General features: G+C 71.6%; 20 protein-coding genes. 17 read left to right on the top strand and 3 right to left on the bottom strand.

Annotated elements, in window-relative coordinates; genetic code table 11:
• Window positions 1-157 precede the first annotated feature (157 nt).
• Window positions 158-355: a hypothetical protein gene (locus tag OG992_RS03120; RefSeq protein ID WP_238682431.1), complete on the top strand. Its 198-nt coding sequence runs from the start codon at window positions 158-160 to the stop codon at window positions 353-355.
• A 191-nt stretch (window positions 356-546) separates the two neighbouring features.
• Here OG992_RS03120 and OG992_RS03115 read toward each other — a convergent pair whose 3' ends face one another.
• Window positions 547-2,934, bottom strand: a complete 2,388-nt coding sequence (locus OG992_RS03115; RefSeq protein WP_266302283.1) for a discoidin domain-containing protein — start codon at window positions 2,932-2,934, stop codon at window positions 547-549.
• Window positions 2,935-3,058: 124 nt separating this feature from the next.
• A complete protein-coding gene (locus OG992_RS03110) occupies window positions 3,059-4,111 on the bottom strand; it encodes a GDP-mannose 4,6-dehydratase (protein WP_266302282.1) in 1,053 nt (350 codons plus the stop codon).
• A 292-nt stretch (window positions 4,112-4,403) separates the two neighbouring features.
• On the opposite strand from OG992_RS03110, the gene OG992_RS03105 reads away from it, so the two are divergent.
• From OG992_RS03105 to OG992_RS03055, 11 genes are all read left to right on the top strand, one after another.
• Window positions 4,404-5,441, top strand: a complete 1,038-nt coding sequence (locus tag OG992_RS03105; protein ID WP_238682434.1) for a sugar transferase — start codon at window positions 4,404-4,406, stop codon at window positions 5,439-5,441.
• A complete protein-coding gene (locus OG992_RS03100) occupies window positions 5,434-6,999 on the top strand; it encodes a lipopolysaccharide biosynthesis protein (RefSeq protein WP_266302281.1) in 1,566 nt (521 codons plus the stop codon). The genes OG992_RS03105 and OG992_RS03100 overlap by 8 nt, the downstream gene beginning before the upstream one ends.
• Window positions 6,996-7,844 (top strand): class I SAM-dependent methyltransferase, encoded by an 849-nt coding sequence (locus tag OG992_RS03095; protein WP_238682436.1) that lies wholly within the window; start codon window positions 6,996-6,998, stop codon window positions 7,842-7,844. Before OG992_RS03100 ends, OG992_RS03095 begins: the two co-directional genes overlap by 4 nt.
• Window positions 7,844-8,695 (top strand): class I SAM-dependent methyltransferase, encoded by an 852-nt coding sequence (locus tag OG992_RS03090; protein ID WP_266302280.1) that lies wholly within the window; start codon window positions 7,844-7,846, stop codon window positions 8,693-8,695. Before OG992_RS03095 ends, OG992_RS03090 begins: the two co-directional genes overlap by 1 nt.
• Complete coding sequence (locus OG992_RS03085; RefSeq protein WP_266302279.1) at window positions 8,695-10,002, top strand: glycosyltransferase family 2 protein; 1,308 nt, start codon at window positions 8,695-8,697, stop codon at window positions 10,000-10,002. Before OG992_RS03090 ends, OG992_RS03085 begins: the two co-directional genes overlap by 1 nt.
• A complete protein-coding gene (locus OG992_RS03080) occupies window positions 9,995-11,158 on the top strand; it encodes a glycosyltransferase (RefSeq protein ID WP_238682439.1) in 1,164 nt (387 codons plus the stop codon). Before OG992_RS03085 ends, OG992_RS03080 begins: the two co-directional genes overlap by 8 nt.
• Window positions 11,155-12,471 (top strand): O-antigen ligase family protein, encoded by a 1,317-nt coding sequence (locus OG992_RS03075; RefSeq protein WP_266302278.1) that lies wholly within the window; start codon window positions 11,155-11,157, stop codon window positions 12,469-12,471. Before OG992_RS03080 ends, OG992_RS03075 begins: the two co-directional genes overlap by 4 nt.
• A complete protein-coding gene (locus OG992_RS03070) occupies window positions 12,468-13,415 on the top strand; it encodes a glycosyltransferase family 2 protein (protein WP_266302277.1) in 948 nt (315 codons plus the stop codon). Before OG992_RS03075 ends, OG992_RS03070 begins: the two co-directional genes overlap by 4 nt.
• A complete protein-coding gene (locus OG992_RS03065) occupies window positions 13,415-14,614 on the top strand; it encodes a glycosyltransferase family 4 protein (protein ID WP_266302275.1) in 1,200 nt (399 codons plus the stop codon). The genes OG992_RS03070 and OG992_RS03065 overlap by 1 nt, the downstream gene beginning before the upstream one ends.
• Entirely contained in the window at window positions 14,614-16,638 is a 2,025-nt protein-coding gene (locus tag OG992_RS03060; RefSeq protein ID WP_238682443.1) for a hypothetical protein, read from the top strand. The genes OG992_RS03065 and OG992_RS03060 overlap by 1 nt, the downstream gene beginning before the upstream one ends.
• A gap of 87 nt (window positions 16,639-16,725) precedes the next feature.
• Window positions 16,726-17,589, top strand: coding sequence for a TylF/MycF family methyltransferase (locus tag OG992_RS03055; protein ID WP_266302274.1), 864 nt, complete (start codon window positions 16,726-16,728; stop codon window positions 17,587-17,589).
• 68 nt (window positions 17,590-17,657) lie between these two features.
• On the opposite strand, the gene OG992_RS03050 is transcribed toward OG992_RS03055, so the two are convergent.
• Window positions 17,658-18,704 carry an LCP family protein gene (locus OG992_RS03050; protein WP_266302273.1) on the bottom strand — a complete coding sequence of 349 codons (1,047 nt, stop codon included), beginning with the start codon at window positions 18,702-18,704 and terminating at the stop codon, window positions 17,658-17,660.
• Between the two features lie 187 nt (window positions 18,705-18,891).
• Here OG992_RS03050 and OG992_RS03045 point away from each other — a divergent pair, with 187 nt between their 5' ends.
• From OG992_RS03045 to wecB, 5 genes are read left to right on the top strand one after another with little or no spacing between them, the layout of a single operon-like run.
• Window positions 18,892-19,041: a peptidase gene (locus tag OG992_RS03045; RefSeq protein WP_088989215.1), complete on the top strand. Its 150-nt coding sequence runs from the start codon at window positions 18,892-18,894 to the stop codon at window positions 19,039-19,041.
• Window positions 19,038-19,580 (top strand): hypothetical protein, encoded by a 543-nt coding sequence (locus OG992_RS03040; RefSeq protein WP_238682446.1) that lies wholly within the window; start codon window positions 19,038-19,040, stop codon window positions 19,578-19,580. The genes OG992_RS03045 and OG992_RS03040 overlap by 4 nt, the downstream gene beginning before the upstream one ends.
• Window positions 19,570-21,120, top strand: coding sequence for a glycosyltransferase family 2 protein (locus tag OG992_RS03035; protein ID WP_266302272.1), 1,551 nt, complete (start codon window positions 19,570-19,572; stop codon window positions 21,118-21,120). Before OG992_RS03040 ends, OG992_RS03035 begins: the two co-directional genes overlap by 11 nt.
• Window positions 21,121-21,126: 6 nt before the next feature.
• Window positions 21,127-21,990 carry a choice-of-anchor P family protein gene (locus OG992_RS03030; protein ID WP_238682449.1) on the top strand — a complete coding sequence of 288 codons (864 nt, stop codon included), beginning with the start codon at window positions 21,127-21,129 and terminating at the stop codon, window positions 21,988-21,990.
• Window positions 21,991-21,996: 6 nt separating this feature from the next.
• Complete coding sequence (gene wecB, locus OG992_RS03025; RefSeq protein WP_266302271.1) at window positions 21,997-23,157, top strand: non-hydrolyzing UDP-N-acetylglucosamine 2-epimerase; 1,161 nt, start codon at window positions 21,997-21,999, stop codon at window positions 23,155-23,157.
• The last annotated feature ends 6 nt before the right edge of the window (window positions 23,158-23,163 follow it).

Genomic DNA, 23,163 nt, shown 5'->3' with positions numbered 1-23,163 from the left:
ATCTCTTGATCACCATCGTGGGATGAGGGCCGTGACTCACGCCCGCGCTGGGGGCACCGACGCCGCCTGCGACTGGGGTCGGGAGTTGGCGCAGCACGCTTCAGGCATCCATTCGGCGTTAGAGCTTCACCTGGACCAGTCCGCTAGCGTCACCAAGGTGACCTGGACGGAGCCCGCCACGTGGTACGCCAACCTGGCTTCGTTTTACGCCGCCGCTGCGGCCTTCATCACCGACCCGGCCGGCAACGTGCTGCTCGTCAAGCCATGTCGTCCTCCGAGCGGCCATCCCGACGGCTTCGGTCAGCGCCCGAGACCGTCAGTTCATCCGGCGCCTCAGCTGACCACCGCGCTTTAGGCTCATCGAGCGCTTGGAGGCGAAGTCACCCGAGAATGCGCAGTCGTCACGAAGCACTGGGACCTCGACGGTTCTCGTTGCGGCAGCTCACGTGAACCTGTCCGCCTCGACGTTGGCCTTGGCGATGTGCGGCTTGCGCCCGTGCGATGAGATGGGCGGCCGCCGCTCCCCCGGCGGCCGCCCACGCCCGATCAGCTGGCGTAGACCTCCAGCGTCGACAGCTGCCCGGCCGGCCAGCCGGTGTTGCCGGTGACGGTGATCCGAACGTAGCGCGCCTGCGCAGCGCTGAAGGTCAGCGTCACCTGATTACCAGTGGCCGGGTTGAAGGTCCGCCCCGCCGACCCAACGAGCGTCCCGAAACTCCCCCCGTCGGTGCTGCCCTGCACGGCGAGAGTCTGCGTCCGGCTGCCCCACGCCGACGACGGCGGCAGCTTCAAGACCACCCGACCGACAGTGCGCGAGGAACCCAGATCGACCTGCACCCACTGCGGGAACGCGCTGTTGGCGCTCTCCCAGTAGCTGTTCGCGTCACCGTCCACCACGTTGCCCGACCCGTAGCTCTGGACGTGGCTGCTCTCCGACGTGGGTCGGCCCCGGGCGAGGTCCGCGTTTGCGGCGGCGTCCGTGGTGACGGTGACCGCCGAGGACGCGCCGGAGGTGTTGCCGGCGGCGTCGCGGGCGGTGACGGTGAAGGTGTACGCGGTGGACGGGCTGAGCCCGCTCACCGTCGCCGTGGTGCCGGTGACGGTGGCGACGACGGTGCCGCCCTGGCGTACCTGGTAACCGGTCACCCCGGTGTCGTCGGTGGAGGCCGTCCACGCCAGGGACACGCTCGTCGACGTCTTGCCGGTGACGGTGAGGCCGCTCGGGGTGGTGGGCGGGTTGTCCGGGACGGTGGTGCCGGCGTACACCTCGACCTGGGCGAGTTGGGCGGCCGGCCAGCCGGTGTTGGCGCTGATGCTGAGGCGGACGTAGCGGGCCGTGGTGGTCGTCAGCGTGCGGGTGACGGTGTTGCCGGCGGCCGGGTCGAAGGCGAACGCGGAGGCCCCGGCGATGGTGGCGAAGGAGTTGCCGTCGACGCTGCCCTGGACGGTGATGGTCTGGGTGCGCGCGCCCCAGCCGGCGGGCAGCCGCACCACGAGCTTGTTGACCTGGTGGCTGGCGCCGAGGTCGACCTGCCACCAGTGCGGGAAGGAGCCGCCGCCGCTCTCCCAGTAGCTGCCGGCGTTCGAGTCCACGGCGTTCGACGCCGGGAACCCGCCGCCCTGGCTGCTCGCCGAGGTCTGTCGACCGGCGGCCAGGTTGCCGGTGACCGGTGGCGGGGTGCCGACCATCGGCGGGGTGGGGCGTACGGCGGTGAGCGCGAGTTGCCCCTTGAGCATCCGGCCGCCGTCGGCGGTGATCCGCAGGTAGTAGTCGGAGGAGCAGGCGACGCCGTCCTCGTCGAGGGCCCGGATGTTCGCGCCGGCCGGGGTGGTGGCCTGGGTCTCGGACGTCTTGGCGATCTGGTTGCCCTCGTTGTATTCGTCGAACATGGACACGTACAGGCCCTGGGAGCCGAGCCGGACCATGTTGTAGATGTGCCGCCAGTAGAAGTCGCCGTGCTTGCGGTGGCCCCCGGCGAGGTCGCCGGGCATCACGCAGGGCAGGTAGTCGATGCCGCGCGCCGCGCAGTCGGCCATGTCGCCGACGTTGACGTTGTTGTAGTACGAGTCCAGCTCCTCCACGGTCCTGGCCCGGTAGACCATCCAGGGCGAGATCGCGTGGAACGCGTGGTAGACGTCGAGGAAGCCGGGGCGGGAGTCCTCGATGCCCTGCCGCCACCAGGTCGGTACGCCACCGATGACGTAGCAGCCCTGGGCCTTGAACCAGTTGATGACCTCCAGGCAGGGCCCGGGGGTGAAGGGTCGGCTGGGTTCGCTGAAGCCGAAGCCCCAGATGCAGACGACCGGTTTGCCGTTCTGCCGGGCGTACGCGGACGACGCGGTGTGCGCGGCCATCTTCGTCGTCCAGTCGGTCTTGATCTCCGACTGGAAGGTCAGCCAGTCGGTGACGTCGTACATGATGTAGAACTTGCGGTTGTGCCGCTCGGCGGCGGAGCGGACCTTCTGGGTCATCGCGTCGCGGGTGGGGCCCTCGTCGCCCATCGGGTTGAACCGTTGCAGCGCGGCGGTGTCGCAGCCGTTCTCCTGCATCCAGCGGAAGTGGGTGTCCACCGTCTGCTGGTCGTAGGAGGAGAAGAGGGTGGCCGGCTGGCCGTTGCCCAGGTTGGGGTAGGCGGTGGGATAGGTGCGGGTGTACTCGCGCATGTCCGGCCAGGACACGATCGTGGTGTTGGCGGGTGAGGGCGGCTGGAACCGGTCGCGGCCCCAGTGCCACCATCCGCCGATCGGCGCCCCGTCGCCGGGTGCGCTGAACCAGCCCTGGTAGCCGACCGTCACCTTGCCGACCACGTCCCCGGGAGGACTGGCGGCCTGCGCGGGGCTGGACATGCTGGTGAGCAGCTCGGTGGTGGAGGCGGTGGCGAGGGCGGACCCGGCCAGCACCGATGTGACGAACCTGCGGCGGGAGACCGCCATGACGACCACTCCTTCGGGACGGAAGGCATTGACGGCCATCGTGGCAGCAGTGGATGCCGACCCGCAAGAGTTAGACTGATCAATGAAAATCCCGATCAGATGACGGGAATTACGCGCTGAGGCCTCAGCCGCTGACGGCGCGCTCCAACGCCCGCGCCGGGGACAGGATCTGGCTGCCGGCCTGGCGACGGCGGGCGTCGCGCACCGTCATCCGTACGCCCTCGGTGAAGCCGATCTTCGGGTACCACCCGAGCAACTCGCGCGCCTTCCTGGTGTCCAGCGCCATGTTGCGCACCTCGCCGGGCCAGGGCAACGGCTCGTAACGGGCCGCGTTGCCGACACCGGACGCCTCCCGGACGGTGTCGTACACCTCGTTGACGCTCGTCTGCCGACCCGAGGAGATGTTGACCATACCCACCCCGGGGTGGTGGCAGGCGACGGCGATCGCCTCGGCGACGTCGCTGACGTGGATGAAGTCCCGGGTCTGCGTGCCGTCGTCGTAGATCACCACCTGCCGGCCCCCGAGCAGCGCGTCGGCCATCAGGGACACCACGCCGCAGTCGCTGCCCTCCTGGCGGGGCCCGTAGACGTTGCCGAACACCATCGAGGTGTACGGCAGGCCGTGCTGACGCCCGTACCAGTCGAGGTAGTGCACGCCGGCGGCCTTGCTGACGCCGTACGGGCTCACCGGGGCGATCGGGTAGTCCTCGCGGACCGGCAGGTCGTGGGCGGGGACGCTGCCGAAGATGGCGCTGCTGGCCGCGTTGATCACCAGCCGTACGCCGCCGCGGGCGCAGGCGTCCAGCACGTTGACGGTGCCGAACACGTTCACGTCGGCGTCGTACAGGGGCGACCGCCGGGCCGCGGGAACGCTCGGCTGCGCGGCGAGGTGCACCACCACGTCCGGCTGCCACTGGTGGATGACGTCGACGCCCTCCGGCGTACGGATGTCACCCGAGACGACGTCGGCCTCGGTCAGTCCGCCGTACGCGGCGTCGGCCAGGTTCTCGATCCGGCCGGTGGAGAAGTTGTCGAGCACCCGGACCTGGCTGCCCATCAGCATCAGCCGGGCGACCACGTGGCTGCCGATGAAGCCGGCGCCGCCGGTCACCAGCACGCGCCCGGGAATCAGGTCCGTCGGCGGGTCGACACCGGCGGCAACAACTGGCTGGTCCATGTGGAACTCCTTGGAACGACGGGGTTGTCGGCCCTCAGCGGCAACCGGACGACCGGGCACGACCGTAACCCACCAAATACCCACTAAAGGTGTGTTTCGCCCAACGGTCTGGGCTGAAATGCGACGTTCAAAGCAAGACGTCCTGTTTTTATCCATCCGGGACTATTGGGGCATTTGTGACTAGTAACTTACTCCCGGGGTGCTCGTCCGCATGCCCTCGAAGCACCTGACGGAGGAGGAGGTCGGCGCGTTGAGAAAGACCCCGGGACCCGTGACCGCGGACTCAGCTCCGATGCCAGGCAACGACAGCGCGGCCCCGCACGACCTCGCCGAGGCACCGTGGTCCCAACCGCGAGAACGTCCGGAGATCCCGCTCCAGCTTCAGGAGTTGTTCGCCCATCAGGAGCAGGTCCGATCCGACCAGCACCGACGGCGGGCCCGCGTGGTGGTGCTCGAGGCGAACGACGCGACCACCACGCCCGACCGCCTCGACGAGGAGTTCGACGTGGCCGTCCGCCTCCCGGTGCCGGCCCGCGCCGAGGAACTCGCCAGGGTGCTGGCCACCGTCCGCCCTCGACTCCTGTTGCTCAAGCACTCCCTGGAGAGCATCGACGATCGCATCATCACCAGTTGCATGAGTGCCGGCGTCGAGATCATGGTGCTGGCCCGCCCCGTCTACGGTCTGCTGCGAGCACCGGCCATGGCGCGCTTCGGTGGGCTGCCGTGGATTCGGCTGGGATCGGGCGGCACCCGCCGACCCCGTGGCGAGCGGCTCAAGCGGTTCTTCGACCTCAGCGTGATCCTGCTCAGTGCCGTCGTGGTGATTCCGTTGATCGCGGTGATCGCCGCAGTGGTGTCGTTCACTGGCCCACCGTTCTACCTCCAGCAACGCGTCGGCACGGGTGGCCGACTGTTCCGGGTGGTCAAGTTCCGGACCATGCGGGTCGGCGCCGAGCAGACCACCGGCCCGGTCCTGGCCCTGCCGGACGACGTCCGGATCACCCGACTGGGGCGCTGGCTGCGACGGTCCCGGCTGGACGAGTTGCCCCAGCTCTGGAACGTGCTGCGCGGCGAGATGAGCCTCGTCGGGCCCCGCCCGGAACGACCGGAGTTCATCGCCGGCTTCGACCGGCTGCCCGACTACGACCTGCGGCACCTGATCCGGCCCGGACTGACCGGCATCGCACAGCTCACCGGCGGATACGCGGCCACCGTCGAGGACAAGCTCCGGTGTGACCTGCTCTACCTCAACTGCCGCTCCATGCGGGTCGACCTCACCCTGCTCCTGCTGACAGTGGTCGAACTGTTCCGGGGGTTCCCCCGTGGCTAGTGCGGCCCACGCGGTCGAAACCCGGGTCACCCGCAACACGGCCAGCATGCTGGCCGCGCGGGTGATCATGGCGGTGTCCGGGCTGGTCTCGGTGCCGGTCATCTACCAACGGCTCGGGCCGCGGGAGTTCGGGATCTGGGTAGTGCTCGCCGGTCTGCTGGCGATGGCCGCCCTGATCGACCTCGGACTCGGCTCCGCACTGGTCCGCGAGGTCGCCCGAGCCGAGAGCGCGGCCGACCGGGACCTGGTACGTCGGCTGCTCGGGCTGGGGCTGGGCTGGGCAGTGCTGCTGGGCCTGCTCACCCTCGGGGCGCTCGGCGCCGGCTGGCCGTGGCTCGTCGGGCTGCTACGCCTCGGTGACCTGGCCGACGAGGCGTGGCAGGCCACCGTGTGGCTCGTCGTCGGCCTGGTGGCCGGCGCCGTGGAACTGCCGTGGCGGGCCGTGCTCGAAGGCGGCCAACGGTACGGGTCGCTCGCCGCGATCAGCGCCGGCACGGCGATCCTCGCGGCCGCCCTCGCCATCCTGGTGGTACGCCTCGGTGGCGGCCTGGTGGCGTTGGCCGCCTCGGCCGCCGCGACCGGGGCGATCCGCACCCTCCTGCTCGCCGCGACGACCCACCGCCAGTGCCCGGACCTGTCCCCCCGATGGGGTCGAACGGACCTGGCCGACATCCGCCGGATCGGCGGCTACGGCCTGCGGGTGCAGGTCTCCAGCGGCGCCGGCATGGTCAACGTGGAGCTCGACCGCCTCGTCCTCGGTGGCGCCTTCGGCCCCGCCGTGGCCGGCGGTTTCGACCTGGGCAGTCGCCTGCTCAACCTGCTCCGTCTGCCCCCGGGTTTCGCCCTCGTCGTGCTGTTCCCCGCAGCGGTCGCCCGCACGGTTTCCCGGGGCACCGGTTGGCTGGACCGGTTCTACCTGGCCGCCACCCGGTACCTCGCGCTGTTCCTGGCCCCGGCCACCGCGGCGCTGATGGTCAGCGCCGATCCGCTGGTCCGGCTCTGGCTGGGCCACCAGGTCCCCTGGGCGGCGGCGAACATCATGATCCTCGCGCCCGCGTACGCCCTCAACCTGATCACCGGGGCGGCGACGATCGCCGCCCGCGCCGAGGGCAGGCCCGGGTTGGAAACGCGCTACGTGCTGCTCTCCGTCGTCCTCAATCTGGTCCTCACCGTGCCGATGCTGCTGCTGTGCGGGCCGCTCGGCGTACCCCTGTCGACGGCGCTGGCGGTGGTGCTCAGCACCGGGTACTTCCTTGTCTACTTCCACACCGCCACGGCCCGGCCGCTGGCCCCGCTGGTGCGGGCGATCTGGCCGCCGCTCGCCGCCGCCGTCGCGGCCGGGTTGGTCGCGGCGGCGGCCAGTCAGTTCCTGCCGGACGGCCCGGGACGACTCGACGCCGCCCTCGCGGTGTCATCCCGGGCGGGTCTGACCCTGCTCATCGCCGGCACGCTGCTCATCGCCGGCGGACACCTGGGCGCGAGCGACCGGATGCGGCTGCACCGGCTGCTGCGCGCGCCGACGGCCGTGCTGTCGCCGAGCACTGGCGGTCCGCGATGAGCGTCGAGCACCGCACCGCGCGGTGCGTGCTGTGTGGGCCACGGCAGGCCCACCTGCCCCGACTCGGCGGGCTGCTGCGCCGCTGCGAAGGCTGCGGCTTCAGCTGGACCGCGCAGGAGCAGGCCGCCGAGGACGGACGCTACGACGAGGACTACTTCGCCGAGGGCGGCTACGACGACTACTTCCGGGCCGCGCCACGCCGGTTCGAGGCACGGCGGCGGCTGCGCTGGCTGCTCTCCACAGTCCGCCCCACGGTGCTGCTCGAAGCCGGTCCCGCCGGGGGCTACTTCCTCGAAGCCGCCCACCGCGCCGGGATCATCGCCAGCGGCATCGAGGTCAGCCACGCCGCCGCCGCCTTCGCCCGCGACCACCTCCACATGCCCGTACGCCAGGGTCACTTCGAAACCATCGCACCCACACTCACCGCCGACGTCGTCTGCGCCTTCCACGTCCTCGAACACGTCGAAGACCCCCGCGCCTTCCTGCACGCCGCACACAACGCCCTCACCCCCGGCGGCTGGCTCGCCCTCGAAGTACCCAACATCGCCTCCGCCGCCGCCCACCGACTCGGCACCGACTGGCCGGGCCTGCAACCGCGCTACCACCGCTGGCACTTCACCCCCGACACCCTGGTCCGGCTGGTGACCGACCTCGGCTTCGAGGTGGTCCGGCAGGACACGACTGTCTTCCGCTACTACATGCCGCTCGCCTACCGACTGCGGCACGCACGACATCTACTCCCCGCCGACGTGCTCGGGCTCCGCTCACCGCGGCTGACCCACCCACGCCTCGGCGACCTACTCCGGGTGATCGCCCGGGCGCCACGAACCGGACGGAGCACCTGATGAAACTCGATGGGATCGAGCTGGTCCGCTGCCAGCTCTGCGGCCGCGCCGGTGGGCACTCGCCGACCCTCGGCGAGCTGCTGTGGAGCTGCCCGGACTGCGGCTTCGTCTGGACCGCTGGCAGCGCCCCGGCCCCGGAGGAGCTGTACGACGAGGCCTACTACACGACGGACGGCTACCAGGACTACTTCGCCTCCGCCGGTCAGCGCCGGTTCGAAGCGAGCCGCCGGTTGCGCTGGCTGCTGTCCGGCGTCCACCCCACAGTCCTGCTGGAAGCCGGCTGCGCCGGAGGTTACTTCCTCGAAGCCGCCCACCAGGCCGGCATCACCGCCAGCGGCATCGAGGTCAGCCACGCCGCCGCCAGCTTCGCCCGCGACCACCTCCACATGCCCGTACGCCAGGGCTACTTCGAAACCATCGCACCCACACTCACCGCCGACGTCGTCTGCGCCTTCCACGTCCTCGAACACGTCGAAGACCCCCGCGCCTTCCTCCGCGCCGCGCACACCGCCCTCACCCCCGGCGGCTGGCTCGCCCTCGAAGTACCCAACATCGCCTCCGCCGCCGCCAACCGACTCGGCACCGACTGGCCCGCCATCGCTCCCGCGTACCACCGCTGGCACTTCACGCCCGACACACTGAGTCGGATGCTTGTGGAGTCCGGGTTCCGGGTGATCTTCCACGACACGGTCTTCTCCCGGTTCTACTGGCAGCCGGCGGCACGGCTGCGCAACGCCCGCGATCTGCTGGTCGCCGACGTCGCCGCCAGCCGCTCACCCCGGGTGACGCACCCACAACTCGGCGACCTGCTGCGGATCTTCGCCCGGCGCGACGACCGGGCAGTGGCCTGATGGGCTCCCCGCTGCTGTCGGTGCTGCTGGTCAGCTGGAACACCCGCGAGCAGACCCGGCAGTGCCTGGAGTCGCTGGCGTCGACAGTCGACCCCGACCTGGACTACGAGGTGGTGGCCGTCGACAACGGCTCGTCCGACGGCTCGGCGGACATGCTCGCCGACCAACCCCGGGTCCGGCTGATCCGCAACAACCACAACACCGGGTTCGCCGCCGCCGTGAACCAGGCGTACCGCCGGGCGAACGGGCAGTTGATCCTGCTGCTCAACAGCGACATCCGGTTCCACCCGGGCGCGCTGTCGCGGATGGTCGAGCACCTGCGGGAGCGGCCGGACGTGGCCGGGGTCAGCCCGCTGTACCTCAACCCGGACGGCACCTTCCAGCAGCACTACGTCCAACAGCCCAGCTTCACCGCCACCATCGCGCTGGTGACCGCGCTGCGCCGGCTGCCCGGGTTCCGCCAGGCGCTGCACCGGTTCCAGATGCGCGGCGAGGACTTCAGCCGGCCCCGGCAACTCGCCTCGGGCAGCTGCATGCTGCTGCGCCGCGCGGTGCTCGGACAGCAGACCATCTTCGACGAGACGTTCCCCGTCTACTGGAACGACGCGGTCCTCGCGCGGCAGCTCGACCAGGCCGGGCACCAGCTGTGGATGCTCCCGGACGCCGTGGTGACGCACAGCCGGGGCGCGTCCTGCCGGCTGCTCGGGCCGACCATCCGCTTCCGACACCTGCTGGGCAGCCTGGTCGGGTATCTGCGGCTGACCCAGCCCCGGTACCGGTTGCCGGTGTTCCGGGCCGCGCTGATCGCCGATCACCTGGTCAAGCGGCTCTTCGGTCGGTCCGTACAGCTGGGCCTGGGCGACCTGCTCGCCGCGCTGCGCGGCGACGTCGGCCCGCTGCCCGACGGTGACACCCGCGACTGGGTGGTGCTGTTCAGCCGGACCCGCTGGTCCGTCGAGGGGCATTCGACGGTGCTGGGGCAGTTGGCGCCCGGGCAACGGCTGCTCTTCGTCGACCCGCCGGGACGTCGGCCGCGCTGGCGGTGCGAGGTGACCCCGATCGGCTCGGCGGCCTGGCACGCCGTCGCGCCGACAGCGCTACCGCTGGGTGGTGCGGTGCCGCTTGTCAACTGGATCAACCGGCGGATCGCGGCCGGTGCGCTGCGTGGCTGGCTGGACCGACACGCCGGCGCCCGCCTGCTGCGACTCGACGACGAGCGCGCCCGCCCGGTGCTCGGCCGCCTCGGCGAGGACGAGTTGCTGCCCGCCGGAGCGCCACGTCCGATGGAACGGTCGGGCCGTGGCTGAGCACACCACCACCCTGCAACCGGCGGCCGCAGCGGTCGTGACGCCCGCCGACGACAGCGACTGGGTGGTCATCTTCAGCGGCACACCGTGGGCGAACGGCGCCCACCGGCAACACGCGCTGGCCCGCGAGCTGACCGTCGACCACCGGGTGCTCTTCGTCGACCCGGCCGGGCACCTCCCGCGCTGGCGGGTCCAGGTTCGGCAGGTGGCCGACGGTCTGTGGCAGTGCGCCGCGCCGACGCTGCTGCCGTTCGGCCGGCACCTGCCCCCGGTCAACCGGGTCAACCGCTGGCTCGCCGCGCGGGTGCTGCGCCGCTGGTTCCAGCGGCGGGCGGCATCCGTACGACTGCTCTGGCTGGACGAGGACCTGGCCGCGCCGGTGGCCGCCCGGCTGGGCGCCTCCGCCGTCGTCTACGACGCCACCGACCTGGACTGGACGTTCACCCGACCCTGGAACCGGTGGCACCTGCGCCGCGCGCTGCGCTCCGCCGTCGGCGCCGCCGACCTCGTCCTCGCCTCCTCCACCGCGCTACCCGACCGGATGCCCGCCTCCGACCCGGCACCGGTGGTGCTGGCCAACGGATGCGACCCGCACCGCTTCTCGCCGGACGGCCCGGTCGCGCCCTGGCTGCTCAGCCTGCGCCGACCACTGATCGGCTACAGCGGGGCGGTCGACACCCGGGCCTTCGACGCGGACCTGGTCGCCACTGTGGCGCGCGCCCATCCGGAGTGGACGTTCGTGTTGATCGGTCCGTCCACCCGGGCCGGCCGTGCCCCGCTCGCCGGACTGTCCAACGTGGTGCTTGTCGACGCCGTCCGCTTCGCAGACGTGCCAGGCATCCTGCGGGCCTGCGACGTCACCATCATCCCCTACCGGGTGGGCGGGCTGATCGACTACGTGCACCCGAAGAAGTGCTTCGAGTATCTGGCCCTCGGTAAACCCGTCGTCGCGACGCCGCTGCCGGCGCTGCAGGCACTGGGCGACACCATCGCCCTCGCCGCCGACCCGGCGAGCTTCGCCGCGGCGCTGGCCGACGCGCTGGACCGCGCCGACGCGCCCGACGACGCCGCCCGACGCCGGGAGGTCGCCACCCGCAACAGCTGGTCGGCACGGGGCGTCCAGCTGCGTTCCCTGTTGGCGGGGTTGCCGCGATGAGAGTGCCGATCGTCGCGCCCGGTGTGGTGCTCGCCGGCGCCGCGCTGGGCGGTGTGGTGACAGTGGTGACCCTGCTGCCCGGGCCGGTCGGCCTGGCCGCCGCCATCGGAGTGCTGTGTTTCGGCGCGTTCCTGCTCTGGCCCTGGGCCGTCCTGCCGGTCGGCATCATCGGCGGCGCCGTTGTCGGTGCCCTGCTCAGCGGCGGCGACGTGCGCGGTTACATCGCGGTGAAGGTGCTGCTGTTGGCCGCCGGCGGCGCCGCGCTGGCCGCCCGCCACTGGCTCGGGGCGGAGCGGGGCATCCGGCGCACCGCCGCCGACGTGGGAATGCTGGTCCTGGTCGGGTTGACAGTCGTGGCGGCCACCTACGGCCTGGCCGTCGGCAACCTCCCGGCGGAGGTGCTGGTCGCCGCGTACCAGGTGGCCACGATCCCGGTGTACTTCTTCGTCGCCACCCACACCCTCACCACGCCGCGTCGGATCCTGGCCGCCGGCATCCTGTACGTGGTGCTGGCGGGGGTCTTCACCGCCATTTCGGTGGCGGCACCGGGGCGGCACGGCGGGCTCATCACCCTCATGGCCATCCCCGCGCTGATCTGGATCGCCGGTCGGGTGCGGGGTTGGCGTCGGGCCGGCGCCCTCCTGCTCGGCGGCTTCTTCGCCGTCGACGTGCTCCTCGCGTCGTACCGGGGGATCTGGCTCGCCGCGGCGCTGACCGGGCTGATCATGCTGGTGCGCGGCGGCCGCACGGTCCGTGCCGGCCTGGCCGCCACCGCCGCCACGGCGGTCGCTGTCGCCGCGATCCTCGCCCTGCAGCCAGGGGTACGGGAGCGGGCCACGGAGATCACCAAGGGGTTCCAGCAGTCCGCCGGTTACCGGGGGGTGGAATCCGAGGTGGGTCTGGGCGTCTTCGCCGACCAGCCGCTGGTCGGGGCCGGCCTCGGACAGACCACGCCGGACATCTACCTGTCCGGCTTCACCTTCACCGACGTCGGGCCGGTGTACCACGCCTTCTACGTCACAGTCCTTGCCAACCTCGGGCTGGTCGGGCTCCTGCTGGTCCTCTGGCCGATCCTGCGCAGCATCCGCGTCGGCCTGCGCAGCCGGGACGGGATCACGCTGCCGTTCGCGGCGCTGTCCTGCGGCTTCCTGGCCGCCGCCCTCTTCGCGGCGCCCACCGACGGGCACTGGGAGCTGGGCCTGCTGCCGGCGCTGACCCTCCTCACGGCACACCACGAGGGGGCGCGGCTACGGCGACCCGCCCGGCCACCGCTGCTGCGCGGCGCCCTGACCCGAACGGGTGTGGCGGCATGAGCGCGGCCGACGCCACCGCAGTGGTGGTCACCCACAACTCGGCGGGACAGATCGTCGCCGCCCTGACCGCGCTGCGGCAGGCGCGGGTGCCGGTGCGGTTGGTGGACAACGCCTCCACCGACGGCACCGTCGACCTCGTCCGAAGCCGGTTCCCGGAGGTGACGGTCCTCGCCAGCCCCACCAACACCGGATTCGCCACCGCCGTGAACCGGGCCGCGGCCGGGGTCGACACCGACGTCGTGCTCCTGGTCAACCCGGACTGCGTGGTCACCCCCGGCGCGGTGGCGGAACTGGCCCGGGTGCTGCGCGACCGACCGTCGGTGGGCATCGCGGGGCCACGGCTCACCGACGCGCACGGCCGGGTCGCGATCAGCGCCCACCGGTTCGAATCCCTCGGCACGGTGCTGGCCAGCCGGTTCGGTGGGTCGCTGGTGCCGGTGTCGCTACGACGGCTGCTCAGCGGCCGGCAGCGCCGGGCCGCGTACGACGCCTGTGTGCGCGGGGCGCAGCCGGTGGCAGTGGACTGGCTCTCCGGTGCCTGCCTGGCGGTGCGCCGCGAGCTGTTCGTGGCGATCGGCGGCCTCGACGAGGGCTACTTCCTGTACTACGAGGACGAGGAGCTGTGCCTCCAGGCGGCCCGGCGCGGCGCCGAGGTGCTGTACGTGCCCTCGGTGACCGCCGTGCACACCGGCGGGGCGAGCAGCTCCGACCCGGCCTGGATCTGGCCTCACCTGTACCGCAGCATGCTGCGGTTCTTCGCCCGCCACCGCGCCGGCACCCTGCGCGCGGTACGCGGCGTGGTGCTCCTGCGCGCACTGATCGGTATCGGACTGGCCGGGGCGCGAATGCCAGTGCAACCCCGGGCCGGGAAGGCCCGGCTGCGGGCCTGGACCCGCGTCGGCCGGATCGCGGTCACCCGACCTGAAACGAGAGGAGGAGCGTGATGCACGTCCTGACAACTGTCGTCGGCAAGCGCACCGAACACTGGACGGACCTGTTCGACGTTCTGTGCGAACAGCCGGACGTCACCCTCACCGTGCTCGCCGCGGACGTGTCCCCGGGGACCCGCCGCGAATTGGCCCGGCTGGCCCGTCGACACCACCGGCTGCGGTACCACGTCGTTCCGCACCTGCTCGGTGAGTCGTTGACCGGGCACATGGCCTCGGTGCTGTTCCGGTTGCCCGGCCAGCACGACGTGACCACCGCCCGCCCGGACATCCTGCACGTCATCGGCGAGGCCGCGTACCTCACCACCTGGCAGGCGCTGCGGCTGCGTCAACGCTGCTGGGCCGGGGTGCCCACCACGTTGTACGCCGCGCAGAACGTGGTCACCCGCTTTCCGGTGCCGTTCCCCCGGATCGAGCGACAGTCCTACCTGTCCGTCGACCACGCCTTCCCGATCACACCCGCGGCGCTGAACGTTCTGCGGATCAAGGGCTACCGGGGCCCGGCCACCATCGTGCCGCTCGGCGTGGACACCCGGACGTTCCAACCACTGCCCACCGATCCGGCCGCGCGCCCGTTCACCGTCGGGTTCGTCGGGCGGTTCGAGCCGCACAAGGGCGTGGTCGACCTGTTGCGCGCCGCCGAGCTGATCGACTGCGACGTGTCGCTGGTCGGTGACGGCAGCCTCAGCGCCGAGATCGAGCGGGCCGCCGCGCGCCGACCGGGCCGGGTGCACCGGCACGGCTGGGCCGGGCACGCCGAACTGCCCACGCTGCTCAACGACATGGACGTGTTGGCGATGCCATCGGTCGAGGTGGTGCAGCGCAACACCCTGCCGTGGATCGGCATCCCGCTGCGCGAGCAGTTCGGCCGGGTGCTGGTCGAGGCGATGGCGTGTGGCGTACCCGTGGTGGGCAGCGACGTCGGCGAGATCCCCTACGTGGTGGGCGACGCCGGTCTCGTCTTTCCGGCCGGCGACGTCACCGTGCTCGCCGCCCGCCTCGCGCGGCTGCGCGACGACCCGGCGCTCGCCGGGCAGTTGGCCAACAGGGGGTTGGCCCGTGCCGGCGCCGAGTTCGGCTGGGACCGGATCGCCGAGACCCTCTGCACGACCTGGCGCGGGCTGCGGTCCCCGGCCCGGTCCCTCCGCACATCGCCCGCCGAGGCCGGGCACCCAACCAGAGAGGCGATCGCCTGATGAGCGCGTCGATAGATGTCAAAGGTCTGCTCGGTGCCTCCTGGCGCCGGGTGGGCGTACCGCTGCTCGGCCTGTGCGCGGGCCTGGCCGCCGCGCAGGGAGTGACACAGCTCCTCCCGGCGCGTTACGAGGCGGAAGCCTCCGTGCTGGTCAGCGCCGAGCAGACCGACGAGGACAGACCTGCCGATCTGGCCCTCGCCCAGAACCTCACGCCCACCATCGCCCGACTGGTCGGGTCGCGGGAGGTCGCGCTGGAGGCGGCGCGTTCGCTGCAGCTGCCCGAGCGGGCGGTGCTCGGTCACGTCAGCGGCGAGTACGAACTCGGCCTCCAGATCATCACCGTGCACGCGAGCGCCAGCACCGGTACGCAGGCCGCCGCGATCGCGAACGCCGCTTCCCGCGCCGTCAGTCAGCAGTTGGGCCGGCTGGACATGGGCGGTTCCACGAGCATCAACGCGCGGGTTCTCGACACCGCCAGCCCGCCGGCCCGGCCGGCCTTCCCGAAGCCGCTGCTCAACGGCGTGCTCGGGGCCCTGGCCGGGCTGCTGGCCGGTTGGGGCGCGACCATCCTGCGCGACCGGTTCGACAGCCGGCTGCGCGACATCGGCCAGATCGAGGCACGCCTGGGCCTGCCGGTGATCGGGGTGTTGCCGAAGCTGCCGCGCCGCTTCGCCCGCCATCACGCCGCCGCGTTGTACGGCCGCACCAACGTCGCCGACGCGGTACGTGCCACGATCTCGACGCTGAGTGTGCTCACCGCTCCCCTGCCCCGCCGGCGAATCCTGGTCACCAGCGCACACGACGACGACGGCAAGGCGTTGGTGACCGCCCTGCTCGGTCTCGGCATGGCCGACGAACACTGTCGGGCCACACTGGTGGACGGGGCGGTACGGGACCCGGTGCTGTCGGGCCACTTCCCGGAGGCGCCGCACACCTGGCAGCAGGTGCTGGCCCAGAAGTGCCCGCCGGTGCGCCTGGTCGACTTCCCCACCCTGACCGTGCTGCCGGCCGAGCCTCGCGAGGGCGCCGACACGGAGGCCCTGCACGAGCTGGGCGGGCTGCTCAACGTGCTGGGCGAGGACGAGGACTGTGTGATCGTCCACGCGCCGCCGATCCTGGCCGGACGGGAGATCTCGGCGTTCGCCCAGCACGCGGACGGCGTGCTGCTTGTCGTCCGCGCCGGCAGGACGAACCTGGACGACAGCACCCGGGCGGCCCGGCTCGTGCAACAGCTCGGGCTGCCGCTGGCCGGTGTCGTGGTGATCGGGGCGGTGCCCCGCACTGACCACCGGCCGAGCAGCGAGCAACCGGCCCTGGTGCCGGGCGCGGCCCAGGATGCCCTGGCGCTGCCGGCGACGAAGGCGGGCGCCCAGGGCGCGGTCATCCGTGAGCTGGTCAGCGCCCTGGTCGAGGACAAGTCCGGACCGCCCGGACGGCACCGCCGACAGAGCTCGGGTGAGTCGGCCCCGGCCGGCAGGACCGTCGAGGGTAGGACGGTCGAGGGCACGACGGTCGACCGCAAGCCCGTCGACCGCAAGCCGGTGGGCAGTGCGACGGCCGAGAGCGCGACGGCCGAGCGTCAGCCGGTCGAGAGGACGACGGCCGGGCGCACCGCGTACGGCAGCGTGGCGTCCACGGAGGCGCCGGCCGGACCGACCCGGATCGAGGATGCCATCACCCAGCCGAATCCGGTGGTGACCGATGTCCCGGACCAGCCCGAGCAGGTGCCGACGCGCACCGCCCAGCCCGAGCCCGCGGCTCCGGCCTGGGGCGGCGGTCCCGCCGTGGCGGCTGTTCTCGGCCGACCGTTGGCCCGACCCGAGACGGTCTGGCGGTCGCCGGTGGCGGAGGCAGCGCCACCGGAGCCTTCCCCGGACACCCCGGTTGCCCACCTGACGGACCACTGGCCGGTCTTCGGGCAGGAGTTGCTGACCGCCGGGCGGCCGAGTGCGGAACAGCCCTCCACCGGGCCCATCGTGCTGCGACGGGCGGTAGCCGTCGGCGACGCCGAACGCCGGGGCTGACGACGGACGGAGCGACGGTCGGCGGCCCGCCCACGACAGGCGGCCCGCCCAGCTGGCCACGAACGACACTGACAAGGAGATAGGCCGATGAGTGAGATGTTGATACCCACACAGGCGTCCGAGCCGTCGCTGGACGACCCCCGCGCCCTCTACTGCGATCTGCTCAAGAAGGCACTGACCCGCTACGTCTTCCGCGAGACGTGGATGCCCTACCACCCACGCCAAGGGTCCCTGCACGGCCGGATCCTCCAGCGCGGCCGGCACCTGCTGCAACGTAAGGGCCTGGAGCTGGTGCTCCAGTTCCCCTTCGACGCGGAGGCGCGGGCCACCGGCCGGGACTGGCCACCGGAGGCCGAGACCATGATCGGGCTACGGCGGCTGGACAACCTGGAGCGATGCGTCAAGGACGTGTTGGAGCGGGGCGTGCCCGGTGACCTGATCGAGACCGGTGTGTGGCGCGGCGGGGCGGTCATCTTCATGCGCGGGATGCTGCGCGCCTACGGCGACCGGGACCGGACGGTGTGGGTAGCGGACTCGTTCCGCGGCCTACCGAAGCCGGCTCCCCACCGGGTCGAGGACGTCGAGGACGCGCTCTGGCAGGTGCCGTTCCTGGCGGTGTCGTTGGAGCAGGTTAAGGCGAACTTCGAGCGCTACGGGCTGCTCGACGACCAGGTCCGGTTCCTCAAGGGCTGGTTCTCGGACACCCTGCCGACCGCGCCGGTGGAACAGATCTCGGTCATGCGTCTCGACGGGGACCTCTACGACTCGACGATGGTGGCGCTGCGCTCGCTCTACCCGAAGCTCTCCGTCGGAGGCTACGTGATCATCGACGACTACCACGCGGTGCGCGGCTGCAAGCAGGCCGTCGACGACTTCCGCGCCGAGCACGGCATCGAGGACGAGCTGCACCAGGTGGACTGGACCTGCCGCTACTGGCGGCGGTCGCGCTAGACCTGGGCCGACAGTGACGGCGGGTGGGAGGTCTCAGGACCTCCCACCCGCCGTCTTCGTACCAGTGCTCAGTTGGCCGGTGGCGTCTGCGGGTTGGCCGCTACCCACTGCGCCACCCGGTCCTCGCGCAGGGCGGCGAAGAGCGCCGGGGCACGGACCTCGTCCAGGCGTACGGCGGACCCGGCCGGGGTCTGCAGGTTCGCGTCGCTGAACGGGACTGTGACGAACTGGACCGTCTCCGGCTTCACCTTGCGCAGCACGAGGGCGAGGTCGGTGAGGTTCAGGTCGCGGTCGACGACAAGAGACTCGGCGGCGGTGGTGAGCACCCGGTCGAGTCGGGTCGGGCTGGTGAGCAGATTCGTCGCGGTGACCCGCTCGGCCAGGGCACGTACCACGAGCTGCTGGTCGTAGATGCGGCCGAAGTCTCCGCCGGGCACACCGTGCCGCTGCCGCATCAGGTCGTCGGCCGCCTTGCCGTCCAGGTCGTGGCAGCCGGCGGGCCAGGTGGCGCCGGTGTCCGAGGACTTGACGGTGTACGGCAGGCACACGTTGATCCCCTCCACCGCGTCCACCAGCTTGCGGACGGCGGCGAAGTTGGCCACCAGCACGCCGTCGAGTGGCAGCCCGGTGAGCGTGGCGACCGTCTCGGCGGCCAGCGCGGCCCCGCCGAACGCGAACGCGGCATTGATCTTGTTGGGACCACCGGCCCAGGTCTGCCCCGCCGCGGGCACCTCGACGTAGCTGTCCCGGGGGATGGAGACGACGGTGGCGGCCTCCCGCGCGGCGTTGACGTGCACCAGCATGATGGTGTCCGACCGCTGCCCGGGGTAAAGGGCCTGGTCCGGCTCGCCGTCGCGGGAGTCCGACCCGAGCAGCAGGAGATTGAGCGGCCCCGACTCCCACCGGCGGTCGTCGTGGGTGCCCTGACCGAGGATGTCCTCGCGCTGCACGCGGCTCTCGTACCTGTGCTTCAGGCCGAAGCCGACGGTGACGAGGCCCGCGCAGAGCACGCCGAACATCAGGAGCAGGGCGAGGCCCGCCTTCTTCCAGCCGGCCATCGCCCGCCACCTCGACGGCGCCGGCGTGAGCGTGCGGCCGGGGATACCGGTCACCATCTTTACCACCTCTGCACGAACTCTCGGGACGCTGAACCTGTTGCGGGGCAAGGGATGTAGCCGTTCGAGTCACCCGCCTGCCCACTCATGAAGCATTTAATCACTCTTTAGGGTCTCTATGCCGCTTTATACTCTTTGCCCGATTCTGCGATGCCATTCTGGCCTTCGAGTGAGCGAGGGAGTTGACATGTACGGAGTACCCACCAAGGGGCCACACATCGGAGGTGGCCTTGCCGCCACCGGGGTTGCTGTCCAGTCCTGGTTGCTGGTCGGCGTCGGGCTGGTAGTGCTGGGATTGGCACTGTGGCTCGTCGCCATGCTGGGCCGCGAGCGATGACAGGTGCCCGACGCGGGTCGTGGCTGCGCGCCAGCGCGGGTGGCCTGATCGGAGTCGCCGCCGCCGTCGCCATGCTCTGGCGGTGGCACGACATCGCCAGCGCGGAGGCATGGCTGAACGCTCATCTCGTCAACGCCGTCGGGCTGGCGGACACCAAATCCATCGGCGCGGCCGTGATCTTCCCACTGGACGAGCGCTGGGTCGGCTTCATGGTCTCCAGCGGCTGCTCGGTAGCCATGTTGCTGATCCCGCCGATCGTGCTCGCGTCGACGTTGGTCGGGTTCCGCCGCATCTCACTGACGCGTGGACTCAACGCCCTGGCGATGGCCGTCGTGCTGCTGGTCACCGTGAACCAGCTCCGACTCGGCGCGGTGGTGGTCTCGATGCAGACCTGGGGCTTCAAGCTGGGCTACGAACGCAGCCACGTGCTGATCGGCTCGGTGATCACGACCGCCGGTCTGATCGCCGTCACCATCCTCTTCGTGGTCCTGGTCAGCCGGACCAAGCGGATCTCCGGGACGGTCGCCGGTGTCCACTGAGACGCAGTCGCTCGCCCTGCTCAACACCGCGGCGTTCCTGCTGTGCGTCAGCTTCTGCGCGTACGTGCTGAGCATCCTGGTGTTCCACCTGAAGAGTGGACGTAGTCGGGGCGGCAGCCCGGACGGCTTCGACTGGCACATCATCGTGCCGTGCCGCAACGAGGCGTCGGTCATCGGCGAGACCGTGCGGCGCCTGCTCTGCGACTTCCCGCAAGCGACCGTCTGGTGCGTCGACGACGCCTCCGACGACGGCACGCTGGCCGAACTGGCCGCGTTCACCGACCAACCGCGGGTGCACGTGGTCCAGCGTCAACTGCCGGACGCGCGACAGGGTAAGGGCGCCGCCCTCAACGCCGCCTGGCGACGCATCGAGCAGTCGTTGCCCGGCAACGCGGACCGTACCCGGGTGATCGTCGGGGTGCTGGACGCGGACAGCCGACTCGACCCCCAGGGTCCGGTCGCCCTCTCCGGCCGTCAGTACTTCGGCTCGGCGCAGGTCGGCGCGGTCCAGGTGGAGGTGCGGATGCTCCAGTGCGCGCCGCGCCGGTACGCGCAGCCGACCGAGGTCGGTCGCTGGGGACGACTGCTGATCCGGCTACAGGACATGGAGTTCCGCGCCCCGATCGCCGCCATGCAGTCGCTGCGGCGACGCACCGGCAGCGTGGCGATGGGCGGCAACGGGCAGTTCACCCGGCTGTCTTTGCTCAACGAGATCGCCGACCAGCACGGCACACCGTGGCACGGCGCCCTCCTGGAGGACTTCGAGCTGGGCCTGCACATCCTGCTGGCCGGTGGCCGCACCGAGTACTGCCCGGAGAGCTGGGTGGCCCAGGAGGCGTTGACCCGGATCCGCCCGCTGGTGCGGCAGCGCACCCGCTGGGCCCAGGGGTCGATGCAGTGTGGCCGTTACCTCGGCAGGGTGCTGCGCTCGCCGCGCATCCGCAACTCGGCCACCCTGGAGATCGCCCACTTCCTGGCCGCGCCGTGGACCCAACTGCTCGGCACACCGATCTACGTCGCCTGCCTGGTGGTGATGTCCTACTACATCGACAACACCGCCGGCGGACTGCGCGGCTGGTGGAGCAGTGGCGGCTGGGGCGTACCCCCGCTGGTGCTCGTCTTCGGCATCGGACCGTTCGCCCTGTGGGGCATCGTCTACCGGATCCGTTGTGAGCCGCAGCTGTCGATTTCCAAGGCCCTGCTGCTCGGCGTCTGCCACTGGCTGTACAGCTACGCCCAGTCGCTGGCGGTCTGGTTGGCCTTCGCCCGCATGGTGACGGCCCGCACGGACTGGCAGAAGACCGCCCGTGCCGCCGATCCGCAGCCGGCTCCGGCTCGGGCCGTGGGCCGGGTGGCCGTCGGCCAGGCGGCAGTGGGTCGGGCCGCCGTGCCGGCCCAGCCGAGTCGGGGCCAACCGGCACGCCGGTCGCGTCGCAACGACGGACCCCGGTCGATCCGACCGCCCCGGCATCTCAGCCACCTCTCGCACCTCGCCACCCCCACCACAGACCGCCCCGCAACCGCCCACACCAGAAAGTAGACATCTATGCCACGAGTTAGATCCGGTCTCGCCCGCACCGCCGCGGTGCTGGCCGGTGGTCTCGCCATGGTCGTCCTGGCGGCCTCTCCGGCGATGGCCGACACCTCCCAGTCCTCCGCCTCGGCCCTTCAGATCAGCCTGTTCGGTGGTGGCCTCGCCAGCTCCGGCACGGCGTCGGCCACCAACGACGGCACCACCGAGTCGATCTCCGGTAACCAGAATCCGCCGCTGGGCGTGCTCGGCGGGCAGACCGTCATCACCGCAGGGGTGCTGGGCCAGAGCGTCCGGGCGTTCAACGACGGCACCTCGGCGGCCTGCGCCGGCGTGCTCGGCACCGGCGGCTCGATCACCATCGGACCCGGCGGGTCGTGCCTCGTCACGCCGGGCGCCGGGGTGACGCTGACCCTCGGTACCAGCGGCCTCGCCACGATCGCACTCGTCGCCGACGCCATCTACTCGTCGTGCCAGGCCACCAGCAGCCCCTCGGCGACCGGCACCGCGAGCCTGGTCAACGCCCGGATCGTCTCGACGATCCTGGGCATCGAGACGACCCTGCTCGCCCTGCCGGTCAACCCGGCGCCGAACACCGGCCTGAGCATCCCGGGGCTGATCGACCTGACCCTCAACGGCCAGTCCAGCTCCGGCGTGGGCCAACTCACCGTCACGGCGCTGAACCTGACGGCGCTCGGTGGAGCGCTGGCCGGGGTCACCATCGGCACGTCGAGCTGCGGGGCCAACGCGGTCGCGCCCCCCATTCCGGTGATCCCGCTCGCCGGGGCACCGCTCGCACTCGGTCTCGGCGCGCTCGTGGCCGGCACCACCGGCGGGTTCTCGCTCTACCGGCGTCGCCGCGCGGCTGCCAGGAGCTGACCCGACATGTGTGCGAGCAGCTCGACACCGCGAGAGGTCCTGATCCTCGCCGGCACCAGGCCGGAAGGAGTGAAGACCGCGCCTCTGATCCGCCGTCTCCTCGATGATCCGAGGTTCACGGTACGGGTGGCGGATACCGGTCAACAGCCGGGACGCGTCGCCGAGGCACTCGCCCCGTTCGGTCTCCGCCCGGAGGTGAGCCTGCGCCCGCAACGGCGGAGCGGCTCGCTCGCCGAACTGGCGGCGGCACTGATCACGGGCATCGACGAGTTGCTCACACACCACCGTCCAGCGGCGGTCGTGGTGCAAGGGGACACCACGACCGCCCTGGCCGGCGGGACGGCCGCGTTCTGGCGGCACGTCCCGGTCGTCCACCTGGAGGCCGGGCTGCGGACCAACGACCTGGACCGACCGTTCCCCGAGGAGGCCAACCGCGCGATGCTCGCCCGCATCGCGGCGCTGCACCTGGCGCCGACCCCGGCGGCTCGGGCGAACCTCATCGGTGAGGGCATTCGCTCCAGCGCGATAGTGGTGACCGGCAACACCGTCGTGGACGCCCTTCACGACCTGGTGGAGCGCGGCATGGCCCAGGCGCCGGACTGGGTCGACGCGGCCCGCAAGCTGGTGGTGGCCACTGTGCACCGGCGGGAGAACTGGGGCGAGGGGGTGGCTGCCACCGTGGATGGGCTCCGTCGCCTGGCGCGCGCGTGCCCCGACGCCCAGATCGTGATGGTCACCCACCCGAACCCGCAGCTCAGCGCGGAGGTCACCACGGGCCTCGCGGGCGTCGCCAACGCCCGGGTCACGCCACCGCTGCCGTATCCACAGATGGTCGGGCTGCTGCGGGCGGCCGACCTGGTCGTCACCGACTCGGGCGGGCTCCAGGAGGAGGCCGCCACCCTGGGGGTGCCGTTGTTGGTCACCAGGGATACCACGGAACGTCCGGAGGCCCTGACGCCGGGCCGCGGCGAGCTGGTGGGCACAGATCCCGAACTGCTCCTGTCGGCGGGGCTCCGCCACCTTGCCAGCGGGCGGGCCGCCGTCGTGGGCTCGCCGTTCGGCGACGGGCGGGCGAGTGACCGCTCCGTCGTCGCCCTGGCGGGGCTGCTGAACGTACCGGCCCGTCGGGTGGTGCAGCGTCGCCGCACCGCCGCCGCCATCGGCTGACGGCAG

The sequence above is a fragment of the Micromonospora sp. NBC_00362 genome (assembly GCF_026342155.1).
Taxonomy (GTDB): Bacteria; Actinomycetota; Actinomycetes; order Mycobacteriales; family Micromonosporaceae; genus Micromonospora; species Micromonospora hortensis.
This window is presented reverse-complemented; position numbering and strand designations above follow the sequence as displayed.